A 13675-nucleotide genomic window follows, 5' to 3' on the forward strand; every position below is an offset into this window, starting at 1 on the left:
CCTAACCTCAGGCCAGGCTCAAGAGGGTGTCGAACATTTCGTCGACCGTCTGTACCAAGCGCGCCGAGGCGTTGTAGGCGTTCTGAAAGATCGTCATGTTGGCCAGTTCCTCGTCCAGGTTGACACCTGCCTCCGAGTTGAAGCGGGCCTGGAGGTCCTCGAAGAAGAATGTCTCGAACTTCAGGGCTTCGTCTGCCGAGGCGGTCTGCGACGCGTTGAAAGACAGGATCTCGCCGGCGTAACCCGAGAAGGTGGTGCTGACCGCCGAGGGGCCGTTGGCGATGCTGGCGTAGTCGAAGTTCTGCCCGAAGGCGTTGGCCAGTTGCTGGGCGATCTCGTTGTCGCCCACGCCAAGGGTCAGGTTCGGCACCGTGCCGCGCAGCATGCCGCGGGACAGGTAGGAGGGGTCGTCGATGATCGACTGGCGCACCTGCATGGTGCTGGAGATGCCCAGATCGCTGCCCTGGTTCTCCATAGCCAGAACGCCGCCGGTGAGCGCCGGCGTCTCGAAGAGGTCGTTGAGGCCGAAGAAGTTGGAGAATCCGAGGTAGTTCTCGCTCACCGTGTCGCCGTCGGCGTCGAAGGTGATGGTGGCGTCGCCCATGTCGGCGGCGGGGCCGTTGTCCAGGATCGCCAGGCGGTAGCCGGGCTCCAGCTTGATCTCCATGCGGTTGGCGTTCCAGGCGGCGGTGCCGTAGCCGGGCGCCGCCGTCAGGTAGCCGTCGATGGAGGCCAGAATGGCATTGGGCGTGGTCGCGCCGGCGGCGATGGTCATCGGTGCGGTGACCGAATTGCCGTCGGCGTCCAGGATGGCGAAGGTTACGCCGGAGCCCAGGGTCAGCGGATCGGTGGGGGTGGCGATCTCGCGCGAGCCGTACATGGCGGCGGGGTCGCCGGCCGCGGTGCCCAGGCCGAAGGGGGTGTTGGCGCCGCGGTTGTGAACCCGGTTCACTTCGTTGCGCATCTGGGCGGCGAGTTGGTCCAGTTCGTTCGTCATCGCCGGCAGCGCCTGGTCGCGCATCTCGATGAGGGCGCCCAGCTTGCCGCTGGTGATCTCGGCGCTGATATCGTTGGTCGGCCCGTTGAGATAGATGCCGCTGATGGTCGCCGGGTAGGATTCGTTGGCGGTCATGAAGGGCGTGGTCGTGTAGGAAAGGCTGCTGACCGTCACGCCCGAGACCAAAGAGCGGCCGGCGGCGGTGAACAGCCGGACCTGGCCGGTGGCGTCGGTGAACTCCTGCAGGTCCATGTATTCGGAGATGGTCTTCACCGCCACGTCGCGGCGGTCCTGGAGGTCGCCGACCGGCTGGCCCTTGACCAGGTTGTTGGCGATTTGCGAGTTCAGGTCGGCGATAATCTGCAGCTCGGTGTTGATGGTGTCGACCGCGGCCCCGATCTCGGCATCGGCCTGCGTGCGAAGCTGCTGGATCTGGTCGCCCATACTGTTGAAGTACTGGGCCATCTCGGCCGCTTCGTTGACCGCGTCGAAACGGTGTGCGGCGACTTCGGGGCTGTTGGCCACGTTTTCGATGGCGACCGCCAGGTCGGTGATCGAGTTGCCGAGGGCATTGTTGTTGCCCAGCGATCCGAAGAGCGTTTGCATCCGGTTGAGATAATCGGCGCGCACCTCGGCGTTGCCGAGCACCGTGGTCTCTTCCATCAGGTCGCGGCGCAGGAACTGGTCGATGCGGCGCACGATCTGCGCGGTCTCGACGCCGGCGCCGATGCCACCCAGCACGCGGTTCTGCTGATCGTGGATCTTACGCGCGTAGTCCGGCGTGTTGACGTTCGCCACGTTGCTCGACGTGACCTGCAGGGCCGTCTGGTTGACCTGCAGGCCGCTGAGCGCGTTGAAGAGGGCGATGCTGAGCGTCATGTTCGGTATCTCGCTGAAAATCCAGTCGACTGGATCCGCTGCCTCGGGTTCCGGGGGTTAGAGATGCTGGTCGATCTGCACGGAGACCGGCGGCTTGCCGGCCGCCTTGCCCGAGCCGCCGCGGTTGGAATAGCCGGCGCTTTCGCTCTGCTGCTCCTCCACCGCCTTGACGATGGCGGTGGCGACCCGCTGGTTCGCGGTGCGCGCCGCGTTGATGGCCATTTCGTTCTCGCTCATCACTGCGTGCATGCGCTCCATCACGTCGGTCAGTTCCTCACGCAGCAACGGGTCGATGGCCTCGACGAAGGCCGGGTTGCTGCGCAGGTTCTCGGTATGCTTCTCGTAGGATTGCACCAGACCCAGCTTGTGGTCCTGCAGCTCGCCGAAGTCGCGCACCCGCATGGCGCGCAGCAGCTCGACCTCGCGGCTCATCACCGCCGTCAGGTCCTCGATAATGTGGATCACCTGACGCAGTTCCTCCTGGGTCGGCGGGGCCGCGTCGGCCTGGATCTCGGTCATTGCTGATTCTCCTGCATTCTGAGGATTTCGCGTTGCACCGTGTCTGCGATGCCGATGCCACCGGCCTTGGCGATGGCCTTGCCGTACTCCTGAACCATCAGGGAGCGGTAAATCTTCTCGCCCTGGCCGCCGCCGAAGAGGCCGCCGGTGTCGAGGCTCTCGAACACCGGGCTCAGCATCTCGGCGATGAACAGCGACTCGAATTCCTCGGCAGCCTGCTTGGCCTGCTTCAGAGCGACCGCGTTCTCGGCCGGCGAGGGCTGGACGCGGCCGAGGGAGGCGGCGAGGGCGGTCCGGTCCATGATCACAGCACCTCGATCTCGGCCTGCAGGGCGCCGGCGGCCTTGATCGCCTGAAGGATGGAGATCATGTCGCGCGGGCCGATGCCCAGGGCGTTCAGGCCGTTGACCAGCTCCTGCAGGCTGATGCCCGAGGGCACCACGGCCAGGCGCTTGTCGCCGTCCTCGTCGACTTGGATGTCGGTGCGGTCCACCACTTCGGTGTTGCCGGTGTTGGAGAAGGCGTTGGGCTGGCTGACCTGCGGCGTCTCGGTGATGCGGATGGTAAGATTGCCCTGGGCGATGGCGACCGTGCTGATGCGGACGTTCTCGCCCATGACGATGATGCCGGAGGCCTCGTCGATGACCACGCGGGCCGGCTGGTCGGTGCGCACCCGAAGCTGCTCGATATCGGTCATCAGGGCAACCGCGTTGCCGTTGTAGCGCGCCGGCAGGCTGATCCGCACGGTGGTCGGGTCGACGGAGCGGGCCGCGGCCTCGCCGGTGAAATCGTTGATGGCGTCGGCGATGCGGCGCGCGGTGGTGAGGTCGGGGTTGCGCAGGGACAGCTTCACCGAGCTCAGCTGCTCCAGCTCGAAGCCCAGTTCGCGCTCGATGATGGCGCCGTTGGCGATGCGCCCGGAGGTCGGCACGCCCTTGACGATGGTCTCGGCGTTGCCCGCGGCGCTGAAACCGGCCACGGCCACCTGGCCCTGGGCCACGGCGTAGACCTCGCCGTCGGCGCCCAGCAGCGGGGTCACCAGCAGGGTGCCGCCCAAGAGGCTCTCGGCATCGCCCAGGGCGGAGACCTGCACGTCGATGCGGGTGCCCTGGCGGGAGAAGGGGGGCAGGTCGGCGGTGATCATCACCGCGGCGACGTTGTCGGTGTCCAGGTCGTCGTCCCGCGCATTGACGCCCAGGCGCTGCAGCATGCCGATCAGGCTCTCGCGGGTGAAGACGGCGCTGTCCAGATTGTCGCCGGTCCCGTTGAGCCCGACCACCAGGCCGTAGCCGACCAGGAGGTTGTCGCGCACGCCTTCGAAGTCGGCGACGTCCTTGATCCGCGACACCGTCTGGGCGCGGGCCGCAGTCGTCTCCAGAGCCAGGCCGAGCGCGAGAACCAGGCTGAAAGCCAGTGTCAGCGCCCGGCGCAGCCGGAGGCTGGAAGCGGGCCGGAAAGCGGCGTTATGAAAGCGTGCAGTGGGCATCAAGAACATTCCCGGGGCTTTGGACTCGCCAGTCTCAATGCGAATCCCGTGCCAACTTGCGGAATGCCGGAATCTGGCGGAAATGGCGGGTTCCCGGCCTTGCGGGCGGGCCTCGGCGGCGCGTGCCGGGGCTGGCACGGCAAAAACCGGCGCCGCTGGGTAGGAAATTCCTGCCGGTTTTTCAGACGTTTAACGCGTTATTAACCGCGTGGGCGCAGTGTCTCCCGAGGAACCCGTTCCTCTAAGGTTGTGAATGAAGATCGACCGCTTTTCCGGCCCCAAGACCACGTCGACGTCCCGCAGCGGCCGCGCGGCCCCCAGCGGCGGCGGTTTCGCGCGCGCCCTGGCCGAGGGCCCTGCGCAGAGCGCGGCGCCGACCGGGGCTTCCCCGGTCTCGGCCCTGACCGCCCTTTTGGCGGTTCAGGAGGTCGGCGACGCCACGGAGGGCCGCGCGCGCGCGCGCCGGCGCGCCGAATCGCTGCTGGATAAGCTGGAAGAACTGCGTATCGCCATCATGCTGGGCGAGGTGCCGCTGGCCCACCTGGAAAACCTGGCGGGGCTCCTGAGGCAGCGCCAGGACAAGGTCGATGATCCACAACTAGCTGAAATCATTAATGAGATTGAGGTTCGGGCGGCTGTGGAATTGGCCAAGCGGGGGCGCTGACGGCGTCCGGGGACCCGGATCCCGAGGCGGAAACCGCCCAAGAAAATTTGAAGATTCCATGGACTTGCCGGGCTAGGCAAATTCCATATACTCCCGGCGCGTTTGGTACTCATTTACGGGACCAGGGATGACAGTGAAGCTGCCGAAGAACTACCGTCCCAAAGAGGGCGAAGAGTTCATGAACCCGAAGATGCGTGAGTATTTCCGCCAGAAACTGTTGCAGTGGAAGGCGGACCTGCAGCGCGAATCGGGCGAGACCTTGCAGCACCTGCAGGAGGTCTCTCTACAAGAACCGGACATTGCCGACCGGGCGTCTCTCGAAACCGACCGATCCTTGGAGCTGCGCACTCGCGACCGCGAGCGCAAGCTGATCTCCAAGATCGACGCCGCCCTCCGGCGGATCGAGGACGAATCCTACGGCTATTGCGAGGAGACGGGGGAGCCGATTTCCCTGCGCCGCCTCGAGGCCCGGCCGATTGCCACCCTGTCGATCGAATCGCAGGAACGGCATGAACGCATGGAACGGACCCACCGGGACGACTGAGAGCCTTCACGTAGGGCTGCTTTCCCCGAAAAGCAGTAGCCCAGAACAAGAAAGGGCCGCGTCAAAGACGCGGCCCTTTTTTGCCTGCGATGGAGGATGCGAAGCAGGGCTTAGAAGGGCCAGAGGATATCGAAGACCTGCTGCCCGTAGCGGGGCTGCTGGACGTCGGAGATCTGGCCCTGGCCGCCGTAGGCGATGCGGGCCTCGGCGATCTGGTCGTAGTCGATGGTGTTGGTCGAGGTGATGTCCTCCGGGCGGATAATGCCGGCGACCTGCAGCTCGCGCTTCTCGTAGTTCACCCGCACTTCCTGGCGGCCGGCGAGCACCAGGTTGCCGTTCGGCAGCACCTGGGTGACCAGCGCGGCGACACGCAGATTGATCGACTCGTTGCGGTTGACGCCACCGGTGCCGGAACTGGAGGAATCGCTGTCCAGGTCCACCAGGTTGGTCGGGTCGACCGCTTCCGGCAGGATGGCGCCCAGGCTGGCCTCGTAGCCCAGGAAGGCGCTGGCCGAGGAGTTCTCCGAGTTCACGCGCCCGCGCGTCGTGGTGTTGCTGATCGCCGCATTGTCGGCGATCTCGATAATCACCGTCAGGATGTCGCCGACGTTGCTGGCCCGCTGATCCTTCAGGAAGGCGCGGGAGCCGGGCCGCCACAAGGAGTTCGGCTGCCGCTCGACCGCCAGGGGCGCCGGCATCGGCAGGGAGACCGCCTGGGGCGCGGCCAGAGGGGCCGGGCTGTCGATGGCGGAGAGCTTCGGCTCTTCGCCGACGGCGGCCAGGCGGTTCATCAGGTTGCAGGCGCTCAAGGAGAGACCGGCGGCAACGATCAGGCCGGCATTGACGGCCAGCTTCAGGGCTTTCTTCATCTTGGGCTCGCGGGTTCGGGACATCTACCTGGCTCCCTTAGCGTTGGGCGGTGACGGTGGCGGGCGCCACGATCACGCTGCCGGCGTCGACGACGACGCCGTTCACGATGGTATTCGACTTGGTGTTCATAATGCGCACGACATCGCCCTCGGCGCCGTCTTCCAGCGCCCGGCCCTGGGCCGTGAGTTGCATGCGCTCGGTCTGCAGGCGGATGGTTACCAGAGTATTCTTGGTCACCATGACCGGAGTCTGCAGATCCGTGCTGCGCACCAGGTCCTGGGCGCGCACCGGGCGGCGTGGGCTCATGCCGATCATGCTGGCGGCATCGACCACGGTGGTGCGGGTCAGGCGGTTGGCCTGGACGCTCATCCATTCGATGTCGCGGGCACGGATGACCTCGCCCGGATTGACGCGCCGGTTCAAGACCGGCACCTCGGTCATCTCCAGGGCGCGGCCAGTGACCGAGAGGGATGCCTTGGGCTCACCGCTGGCCGGGGCCACCACGTGGGCCAGGAAACGCCCGGAAGAGGGATCGAGGGTCAAACGCGCCACCCGCAGGCTGCGCTCGGCCCGGCTCGGCAGGCGCAGGCGCAGGCCCGGCTGGTCGAAGGAAAGGCGCAGGTCGCCGTCCAGGCCCTGGTCGGCCAGGGCCGTGCGCAGGGCAGCTTCGATCTCCTCGCCCGGAATGTCGTGGCTGTCGCGGCGCAGGTTGACCCGCTCGTAGCGCGAGCGCGGCTGCCAGGGCAGGCCGTGCGCCTTGGCCACGGCCGCCAGCCAGCGCGCGCCGACATCGATCGAGGCGCCGGGCTGCGGCGCCTTGGCCACCGGCGTCTCGGCTACCGCCGGGTCGGCGATGCCGTCGAAGAGGTCGCGCAGGCGCACCACGTCGTCCTCGACCACGCTGCTGGCGCGCAGGGTCAGGAGGTCCTGTCCCGCCGGGGCCTGGGCGGCGGCTTCGGCCCGGGCCTGCGGCAGCAGCAGCACCGCCGCCAGCAGGGCCAGGAGAGCCAGGGAAGTTGTCGTCTTACGCATCTTCAGCCTCCCGCCTAGCGCAGCTGCGTCACGGTGCGCATCATCTCGTCGGAGGACTCGATGACTTTGGAGTTCATCTCGTAGGCGCGCTGGGCCGTGATCAGGTTGGTGATCTCGGAGACCACGTTGACGTTGGAGGTCTCCAGGGCGCCCTGGACGATGCGGCCGAAGCCGGCCGAGCCCGGGGTCGCCACGGTGGCCTGGCCGGAGGCGGCGGTTTCCATCAGCAGGTTCTGGCCGATGGCGTCGAGGCCGGCCTCATTGGCGAAGTTGGCGAGCTCCAATTGCCCGACGCGCACCGGGGCGACCTGGCCGTCCAGGTCCACGTAGACCTCACCGCTCTCGTTGACGGTGATGGAGACGGCGTCATCGGGCACCGTGATGCCGGGCTGCACGACATAGCCGTCGGCGGTGACGATGTCGCCGTCGGGGCTGAGCTGCAGGCTGCCGGCGCGGGTATAGGCGGTCTCGCCGCTCGGCAGTTCGACCATCATGAAGCCGCGGCCGTTGATCGCCAGGTCCAGGGGGTTTTCCGTCTGCTGGATATTGCCCTGGCCGGAAATGCGGTAGATCGCCGCCGACTTCACGCCCAAGCCGAGCTGGACGCCGGTCGGCACGATGGTTCCGGCATCGGAGGAAGCGGAGCCGACGCGGCGCAGGTTCTGGTACAGAAGATCCTGGAACTCCGCCCGGTGCCGCTTGAAGCCGGTGGTGTTCATGTTGGCGATATTGTTCGAGATGACCTCGACGTTGAGCTGCTGAGCCAGCATCCCCGTCGCGCCGATGTTCAGTGATCTCATCTCTCTAGCCTCGCTTAAGCTTGAACCGTGCCGCCGAGCGCTTGGATTGCGCGGCGCTGCCGTTCGTGTTCGTCGTTGACCATGCGCCCGGTGGAGGAGTAGTGCCGGACGGTCTCGATCATTCGCGTCAGTTCGGTGATGCCCTGGACGTTGGAGCCTTCGATGGTGCCTTGCAGCACCTCGGCGCCCTCGGCCGGCAGGGAATCCTGGCCGTCGGCGTCATAGAGGCCGTTGGCCAGCTTCACCAGGGCCTGCTCGTTCTCGAAGCGGACCAGGCGCAGGCGGCCGGCCGGGCCTTGGTCGGTCGAAATGGTGCCGTCGCGGGTGATCGTCACGTCGCTGCTGTTCGGCGGCAGGGTGATGGGGGTGCCGCCCTCGCCCAGGACCCGCTGGCCGCTGCTGGTGACCAGCTCGCCGTCGGCATTGAGCTGGAAGACGCCGTTGCGGGTGTAGCGGGGACCGATGGGCGTATCGATCTCGAAGTAGCCCTCGCCGGCGATGGCGAGATCCAGGGGATTTTCGGTCGTCGTCATCTGGCCTTCGGTCAGGTTGCGCACCAAGGCGACGTCCTGCACGAAGCTCATCTTCTCGCCGGAATCCGAAGTCTCCAGATACTCGACGAAAAGCATGGATTGGCCCTTGTAGGCGGGAGTGTTGATGTTCGCCATGTTGTTGGCGATGACGTCCATCTCCCGCCGCAAGACCATTTGGCGCGATAGCGCGATGTAACCGGCGTTCTCCATTGTCCTGACTTCCTCTTTTGGGCAGTGCTGGGCCTCCTGCCCGGCGCTCCCTTTCACGCAAGAGGCGTGCCAGGACCGGCTTCGAGGAATTCCGCGGCTTTGGAAGGCGGGCCGGGCGGCGAAGAGCGGGGCGGGCCGCCGCCAAGGCAGAGCTTGCCGGGCAGATCTTGCCTCCGCCTGATCGCCGGCGCGGCCGCCTTGCCATGCCGGGGGCCGGAGAAATCAACGCTTTCAACCAAGTCTTAACCAACGTTCCGTAGGCTCTGACTGGGCGAAAACTCAAGATAACTGAATAGGTTGACTGGTATGGCCGATCAGGCGGTTACACAAGACCTCGGCGATATGGAGATCGAGGCGACCCCCAAGGGTGGCCTCAATGGCAAGAAGCTGGTCTTGTTCATTATTTTGCCGATCCTGCTGCTGATCGGCGGCGCCGCGGGGGCCTACTTCGCAGGCCTGCTGGACCCTCTGCTGGGCGCCAAGGAAGAGCATGTCGAGGAACAGGTGGCTCCGGTGGATACCCGCGCCGTTTTCTTCGACCTGCCGCAGATGCTGGTCAACCTGAACACCGGCGGCAAGAAGAACAACTACCTGAAGATATCCATCAGCCTGGAGCTGACCCGCGAGGAGGACCGCGCCGAGCTGACCAACCTGCTGCCGCGCGTGGTCGACAACTTCCAGGTCTATCTGCGCGAACTTCGGGTCGAGGATCTGCGCGGGTCGGCCGGTGTGCAGCGCCTGCGTGAAGAGCTGCTGATGCGCGTCAACACCGCAGTCCATCCGATCGAGGTGCGTGATGTGCTGTTCAAGGAAATGCTGGTCCAGTAAAGAGCTGGTTTAGAAAAAATTTCCCAGTTCTATCAAGAGGTTAAGGTCTGATATGGCCGACGAAGAAGCGATGATGGCAGAGTGGGAGGCCATGGCCGAGGAGGGCGAGGCGGAAGACGACGCCGGCGCCTCCGGCGATGGCGGCGGCGCCGCTGCCGGCGGTGGCTCGACCCGTGTTCTCGATCAGAGCGAGATCGACAGCTTGCTGGGCGTCGCCGGGGCCGGCGACGACGACGGCGAAGAGTCCGGCATCCAGGCGATCCTCAACTCCGCCCTGGTCTCCTACGAGCGCCTGCCGATGCTGGAGGTGGTCTTCGACCGGCTGGTGCGCATGATGTCCACCTCGCTGCGAAACTTCACCTCCGACAACGTCGAGGTCAGCCTCGACAACATCACCTCGGCGCGTTTCGGCGACCACATGAACTCCATTCCGCTGCCGGCCATGCTCTCGGTCTTCAAGGCCGAGGAGTGGGACAACTACGGCCTGATGACGGTGGACAGCGCCCTGATCTATTCCATCGTCGACGTTCTGCTGGGCGGCCGGCGCGGGACCGCAGCCATGCGTATCGAGGGCCGGCCTTACACCACCATCGAACGCAACCTCGTGGAGCGCATGGTCCATGTGGTGCTGGCCGACCTCTCGGCCGCCTTCGACCCCCTCTCGCCGGTCACTTTCCGCTTCGACCGCCTGGAGACCAATCCGCGTTTCGCCACCATCGCCCGGCCGGCCAACGCGGTCATCGTGGTGACGCTGCGGGTCGACATGGAAGACCGCGGCGGTCTCATCGAACTGCTGATTCCCTATGCGACGCTGGAGCCGGTGCGCGAGCTGCTGCTGCAGATGTTCATGGGTGAGAAGTTTGGCCGCGATTCCATCTGGGAAGGCCACCTGACCGCCGAGCTGTGGCAGACCGACGTCACCATCGATGCGGTGCTGGACCAGGTCGAGCTGCCGCTGGGCCAGGTTCTGGAGTGGCTGGAGGGCAGTCAGCTCGAACTCAACTGCACGCCCAATTCCAAGGTCGAGCTGCGCTGCGGCGATGTGCCGATGTTCCGCGGCCGCATGGGCCGGCGCGGCGGCCATATCGCCGTCCAGGTGAACGATAAGATCGTGAGAGAGGGAGGAGAGTCTTGATGGCTTTGCTGCAGGACTACGGTCTTGTTTTCGACGCAGTCATCTGTCTGTTGCTGGTCGTCACCATCGGCTATGCCGTGGCCCTGAACCGCAAGCTCACGCTGCTGCGCGACGCCAAGCGGGATATGGAAAAGCTCTTCGCCGAGTTCGCCTCCGCCACCAGCGAGGCGCAAGGCGGGCTGATGGCCCTGAAGGAGGGCAGCGGCACCGCCGGCCAGGCCCTGGCCAAGAACGTCGGCGACGCCTGCCGCCTGGCCGACGAGATGGCTTTCCTGGTGAAGAAGGGCAACGAGATCGCCGACCGTCTGGAGGTGCAGATCGCTGCGTCGCGCAAGGCCGCCCAGGCAGCGCCGCCGCCGCTGCATCAGGAAAGGCCGCAGGCGCCGCAGCCCGCGGCGCCCCCCCGCACGCAGGCGCCTCAGCCCCGCGAGCCCGAGACTCTGGGCAAGGCCGCCCTGCAGAGCGGCGCCCTGGACGCGGTGAAGAACGGCGCCCCGCGCGGCATCGCCAAACTGGCCAAGCGCAAGCTGTCGGAAGCCGACAGCGAGTTGCTGCGGACGCTGCAGGCGATCCGCTGAGCTCGTGCCGCTGCGAGGTTAGGATATGCGTTTTCGCTTCTTGCCGGTCTTGATTCTGGTCGCCGCCCTTGGCGCAGGGGTGAAGCTCGCCGGCCTGTGGCAGACCATCAGCGCTTCGGCCCCGGCCTTTGCCGCCGGCGACCCGCCGGCGCCGTATGAAACCGCGGCCGGCGATGCGGGAATGTCAGAGGACGCCGGGCAGATGACGGAGGCTCCCGAAGGGAGCGCCTCCGGCGGACCGATCCCGGAAGGCCAGATTTCCAACATCTCGACGGACATCTTCCAGATGACCGACGAGGAGCTGGTGCTGCTGCAGTCGCTCTCCCAGCGCCGCGAGGAGCTGGAGCAGCGCGCCCGAGAGATCGACGAGCGCGAGGTGCTGCTGAAAGCGGCGGAGCAGCGCATCGATCAGCGTATTGGCGAGCTGGAGCGCCTGCAGGCGTCCATCGAGGCGCTGCTGGTCGAGCACGATGAGCAGACCGAGGCCCAGATGCAGAGCCTCGTTAAGATTTATGAAAGCATGAAGCCCAAGGATGCCGCGCGCATCTTCGAAGAGCTCGACATGGAAGTGCTTCTGGAGGTCGTCGAGCGCATGAAGGAGCGGAAATCGGCGCCGATCCTGGCCAAGATGAACCCGGAAAGAGCGAAAACGGTTACCTTGGAGTTGGCCCAGCGCCGCGAGTTGCCGCTTCCCCGCGAATAGGCCTAAAGATCGGACTTTCTTGACGTTTTTACCGACTATTAACGCCGATTGGCTAGCTTTTCGGCAGGTTCACAAGTGCCTTTGGCGGGCTTGATCAATTACGGGAGTAGAGAGATGTCGTCTGTAGACATGGGTATGCCGATCCTTATCGTGGATGATTACAAGACCATGCTGCGGATCATTCGGAATTTGCTGAAGCAGTTGGGTTTCAACAACGTCGATGAAGCCACCGACGGCAGCGCCGCGCTGCAGAAGCTGCGCGACAAGGAATACCATCTGGTCATTTCCGACTGGAACATGGAACCGATGAGCGGCATGCAGCTGCTGACGGAAGTGCGCGCCGACACCAAGCTGAAGGATCTGCCCTTCATCATGATCACGGCCGAGAGCAAGACCGAGAACGTGATCGCGGCGAAGGAAGCCGGCGTGAGCAACTACATCGTCAAGCCGTTCAACGCAGCGACCTTGAAGACCAAGCTCGCCGCGGTCCTTGGAAACTTCTAAGCCCTTATTCAACAAAGCTCCCGTATTTGGGCTAGGAGGCAAATCATGGCTGTCTCGGCCGTAAAAGAAAAAATCATGGCGCAGCTCCAGGAACTGCATAAGACAGATGGGGCGATCGACCCCGCCGAAGTCGTCGCCATCGTCGAATCGGTTATCGACAGCATCGAGGGAGACCTCACGGCCGTCGGCTTGAAGGTCTATGCCGACATCGAGGCCCTGGCGCGCTACATCAACACCGCCCGCGCCGAGATTGCCGAGCTGCGGCCCGACGACATCAACTCCGAACATCTGCCCGCCGCCACGGACGAACTGACGGCCATCGTCGGCGCGACCGAACAGGCGACGCATCAGATCTTCGAAGCCGTCGAAGGCATCGAAGCCTTGACCGAGAAGATGAAGCCGGAGGTCGCCGAGCAGGTCTCGGCGGCGGTCACGTCGATCTTCGAGGCTTGCGGATTCCAGGACATCACGGGTCAGCGCATCACCAAGGTGGTCACCGCCCTGCAACAGGTCGAGTCCAAGGTTGATGCGCTGCTGCATGCTTTCGGCGACGACATCAAGTGCGATGCGCCGCGCAAGGCGGCAGAGAAGAAGACCACGCCGAGCGGTGCCCCCGCGCGTCCCGACGAGGATCTTCTGAACGGCCCGCAGCTGCCTGAGAACGCGATCAGCCAGGACGATATCGACGCGCTGTTCGGGTGAGGGGCCGATGGCTGGTGCCTCATCTCAAAAGGGCTACCAGAAGAGCAGCAGCCATATTGTCGCCCTGCTGAGCCTGAAGATTCTGCTTCTGGCGTTCTTCATTCTTCTGAACGCACTGTCCAGCTTCGAGGAAGAAAAGCGCTCGGCCGTCGTCGACAGCGTGCGCGAGGCTTTCCAGGGCGTGTTGCCGGCTTCGGTCAACCTGCGGCGGAATCCGGCGGCCCTCGACGTCTTCAAGGGCGCCGAGGAGGTCATCGACGAGCTGCATCAGATCTTCGGGGCCGGCCTGCCCATCGTCGAGCGCGAAGACAGCCCCGGCAGTTGGACGCTGCAGGTGGACGTTCCGGAAAGCGAGCTCTTTTCCGAGGACGGAAGGGAATTGCTGCCCGTCGGTGCCGAGATTCTGCGTCTGATCGCCGGTGTGCTGGGCGACCCGGAGGCCGCAAGGGCGGTCTACCGCCTGGATCTCTTGTACGGCGTGCGGGGCAGCAACAGTGGTCTGGATGGCCACCGCGAGGCCCTGGCGCGTGCCGGCGTGCTGGTGCGCGAGCTGGAACGCCAGGGCTTGACGTCGTCGCGCCTGTCCACCGGGCTGCTGCCGTCCTTTGCGGGGCAGGTGCGCCTCTACTTTACCGTCCAGCTCGATGCGCCGCGGCCGGCTGGGGCGGCGGCGGGCGGCGGGGAGAACTGA

The 13675-nt window shown here is 65.4% G+C and carries 17 protein-coding genes; 9 read left to right on the forward strand and 8 right to left on the reverse strand.

The window, feature by feature from the left end:
* Nucleotides 1-7: 7 nt before the first annotated feature.
* From flgK to AAFN88_RS11300, 4 genes are read right to left on the reverse strand one after another with little or no spacing between them, the layout of a single operon-like run.
* Nucleotides 8-1876, reverse strand: coding sequence for a flagellar hook-associated protein FlgK (flgK, locus tag AAFN88_RS11285; RefSeq protein ID WP_347520408.1), 1869 nt, complete (start codon nucleotides 1874-1876; stop codon nucleotides 8-10).
* Between the two features lie 57 nt (nucleotides 1877-1933).
* Complete coding sequence (locus AAFN88_RS11290) at nucleotides 1934-2395, reverse strand: hypothetical protein (RefSeq protein ID WP_347520409.1); 462 nt, start codon at nucleotides 2393-2395, stop codon at nucleotides 1934-1936.
* Nucleotides 2392-2697, reverse strand: a complete 306-nt coding sequence (locus tag AAFN88_RS11295; protein ID WP_347520410.1) for a rod-binding protein — start codon at nucleotides 2695-2697, stop codon at nucleotides 2392-2394. Before AAFN88_RS11295 ends, AAFN88_RS11290 begins: the two co-directional genes overlap by 4 nt.
* A 2-nt stretch (nucleotides 2698-2699) precedes the next feature.
* A complete protein-coding gene (locus AAFN88_RS11300; RefSeq protein WP_347520411.1) occupies nucleotides 2700-3881 on the reverse strand; it encodes a flagellar basal body P-ring protein FlgI in 1182 nt (393 codons plus the stop codon).
* Between the two features lie 253 nt (nucleotides 3882-4134).
* On the opposite strand from AAFN88_RS11300, the gene AAFN88_RS11305 reads away from it, so the two are divergent.
* Both AAFN88_RS11305 and dksA read left to right on the forward strand, forming a co-directional pair.
* A complete protein-coding gene (locus AAFN88_RS11305; RefSeq protein WP_347520412.1) occupies nucleotides 4135-4545 on the forward strand; it encodes a flagellar assembly protein FliX in 411 nt (136 codons plus the stop codon).
* A gap of 127 nt (nucleotides 4546-4672) precedes the next feature.
* Nucleotides 4673-5089, forward strand: a complete 417-nt coding sequence (gene dksA, locus AAFN88_RS11310) for an RNA polymerase-binding protein DksA (RefSeq protein ID WP_193371057.1) — start codon at nucleotides 4673-4675, stop codon at nucleotides 5087-5089.
* A gap of 110 nt (nucleotides 5090-5199) precedes the next feature.
* Here dksA and flgH read toward each other — a convergent pair whose 3' ends face one another.
* Genes flgH through flgF form a run of 4 tightly spaced genes read right to left on the reverse strand, consistent with a single transcriptional unit; the run spans nucleotide 5200 to nucleotide 8534 of the window.
* Nucleotides 5200-5982, reverse strand: a complete 783-nt coding sequence (gene flgH / locus AAFN88_RS11315; RefSeq protein WP_347520413.1) for a flagellar basal body L-ring protein FlgH — start codon at nucleotides 5980-5982, stop codon at nucleotides 5200-5202.
* Nucleotides 5983-5995: 13 nt separating this feature from the next.
* The gene (gene flgA, locus AAFN88_RS11320; RefSeq protein ID WP_347520414.1) at nucleotides 5996-6991 is read right to left on the reverse strand and encodes a flagellar basal body P-ring formation chaperone FlgA; all 996 of its coding nucleotides are present in this window, start codon (nucleotides 6989-6991) and stop codon (nucleotides 5996-5998) included.
* A 14-nt stretch (nucleotides 6992-7005) separates the two neighbouring features.
* Nucleotides 7006-7791, reverse strand: a complete 786-nt coding sequence (flgG, locus tag AAFN88_RS11325) for a flagellar basal-body rod protein FlgG (protein WP_347520415.1) — start codon at nucleotides 7789-7791, stop codon at nucleotides 7006-7008.
* Nucleotides 7792-7805: 14 nt separating this feature from the next.
* Nucleotides 7806-8534, reverse strand: coding sequence for a flagellar basal-body rod protein FlgF (gene flgF / locus AAFN88_RS11330; protein ID WP_347520416.1), 729 nt, complete (start codon nucleotides 8532-8534; stop codon nucleotides 7806-7808).
* Between the two features lie 306 nt (nucleotides 8535-8840).
* Between flgF and AAFN88_RS11335 the strand changes: the two genes are divergently transcribed.
* The 7 genes from AAFN88_RS11335 (at nucleotide 8841) to AAFN88_RS11365 (ending at nucleotide 13675) form a co-directional block, all read left to right on the forward strand.
* Complete coding sequence (locus AAFN88_RS11335) at nucleotides 8841-9362, forward strand: flagellar basal body-associated FliL family protein (protein WP_347520417.1); 522 nt, start codon at nucleotides 8841-8843, stop codon at nucleotides 9360-9362.
* Between the two features lie 52 nt (nucleotides 9363-9414).
* Nucleotides 9415-10497 carry a flagellar motor switch protein FliM gene (gene fliM / locus AAFN88_RS11340; RefSeq protein WP_347520418.1) on the forward strand — a complete coding sequence of 361 codons (1083 nt, stop codon included), beginning with the start codon at nucleotides 9415-9417 and terminating at the stop codon, nucleotides 10495-10497.
* On the forward strand, nucleotides 10497-11075 hold the full coding sequence (locus tag AAFN88_RS11345) for a DUF6468 domain-containing protein (RefSeq protein WP_347520419.1): 579 nt from the start codon (nucleotides 10497-10499) through the stop codon (nucleotides 11073-11075). Before fliM ends, AAFN88_RS11345 begins: the two co-directional genes overlap by 1 nt.
* A 40-nt stretch (nucleotides 11076-11115) precedes the next feature.
* Nucleotides 11116-11778 (forward strand): MotE family protein, encoded by a 663-nt coding sequence (locus tag AAFN88_RS11350; RefSeq protein ID WP_347520420.1) that lies wholly within the window; start codon nucleotides 11116-11118, stop codon nucleotides 11776-11778.
* Nucleotides 11779-11892: 114 nt separating this feature from the next.
* Complete coding sequence (locus AAFN88_RS11355; protein WP_347520421.1) at nucleotides 11893-12282, forward strand: response regulator; 390 nt, start codon at nucleotides 11893-11895, stop codon at nucleotides 12280-12282.
* Nucleotides 12283-12357: 75 nt separating this feature from the next.
* Nucleotides 12358-12984: a protein phosphatase CheZ gene (locus AAFN88_RS11360; RefSeq protein WP_347520422.1), complete on the forward strand. Its 627-nt coding sequence runs from the start codon at nucleotides 12358-12360 to the stop codon at nucleotides 12982-12984.
* A gap of 7 nt (nucleotides 12985-12991) precedes the next feature.
* Entirely contained in the window at nucleotides 12992-13675 is a 684-nt protein-coding gene (locus AAFN88_RS11365) for a flagellar motor protein MotB (protein WP_347520423.1), read from the forward strand.

The sequence above is a fragment of the Pelagibius sp. CAU 1746 genome (assembly GCF_039839785.1).
Classification (GTDB): Bacteria; Pseudomonadota; Alphaproteobacteria; order Kiloniellales; family Kiloniellaceae; genus Pelagibius.

Bases quoted from the DNA above. Each gene is read 5' to 3' on its own strand.
- flgK (WP_347520408.1), bottom strand. From the start codon at position 1,876: ATGACGCTCAGCATCGCCCTCTTCAACGCGCTCAGCGGCCTGCAGGTC.
- AAFN88_RS11290 (WP_347520409.1), bottom strand. From the start codon at position 2,395: ATGACCGAGATCCAGGCCGACGCGGCCCCGCCGACCCAGGAGGAACTG.
- AAFN88_RS11295 (WP_347520410.1), bottom strand. From the start codon at position 2,697: ATGGACCGGACCGCCCTCGCCGCCTCCCTCGGCCGCGTCCAGCCCTCG.
- AAFN88_RS11300 (WP_347520411.1), bottom strand. From the start codon at position 3,881: ATGCCCACTGCACGCTTTCATAACGCCGCTTTCCGGCCCGCTTCCAGC.
- AAFN88_RS11305 (WP_347520412.1), top strand. From the start codon at position 4,135: ATGAAGATCGACCGCTTTTCCGGCCCCAAGACCACGTCGACGTCCCGC.
- dksA (WP_193371057.1), top strand. From the start codon at position 4,673: ATGACAGTGAAGCTGCCGAAGAACTACCGTCCCAAAGAGGGCGAAGAG.
- flgH (WP_347520413.1), bottom strand. From the start codon at position 5,982: ATGTCCCGAACCCGCGAGCCCAAGATGAAGAAAGCCCTGAAGCTGGCC.
- flgA (WP_347520414.1), bottom strand. From the start codon at position 6,991: ATGCGTAAGACGACAACTTCCCTGGCTCTCCTGGCCCTGCTGGCGGCG.
- flgG (WP_347520415.1), bottom strand. From the start codon at position 7,791: ATGAGATCACTGAACATCGGCGCGACGGGGATGCTGGCTCAGCAGCTC.
- flgF (WP_347520416.1), bottom strand. From the start codon at position 8,534: ATGGAGAACGCCGGTTACATCGCGCTATCGCGCCAAATGGTCTTGCGG.
- AAFN88_RS11335 (WP_347520417.1), top strand. From the start codon at position 8,841: ATGGCCGATCAGGCGGTTACACAAGACCTCGGCGATATGGAGATCGAG.
- fliM (WP_347520418.1), top strand. From the start codon at position 9,415: ATGGCCGACGAAGAAGCGATGATGGCAGAGTGGGAGGCCATGGCCGAG.
- AAFN88_RS11345 (WP_347520419.1), top strand. From the start codon at position 10,497: ATGGCTTTGCTGCAGGACTACGGTCTTGTTTTCGACGCAGTCATCTGT.
- AAFN88_RS11355 (WP_347520421.1), top strand. From the start codon at position 11,893: ATGTCGTCTGTAGACATGGGTATGCCGATCCTTATCGTGGATGATTAC.
- AAFN88_RS11360 (WP_347520422.1), top strand. From the start codon at position 12,358: ATGGCGCAGCTCCAGGAACTGCATAAGACAGATGGGGCGATCGACCCC.
- AAFN88_RS11365 (WP_347520423.1), top strand. From the start codon at position 12,992: ATGGCTGGTGCCTCATCTCAAAAGGGCTACCAGAAGAGCAGCAGCCAT.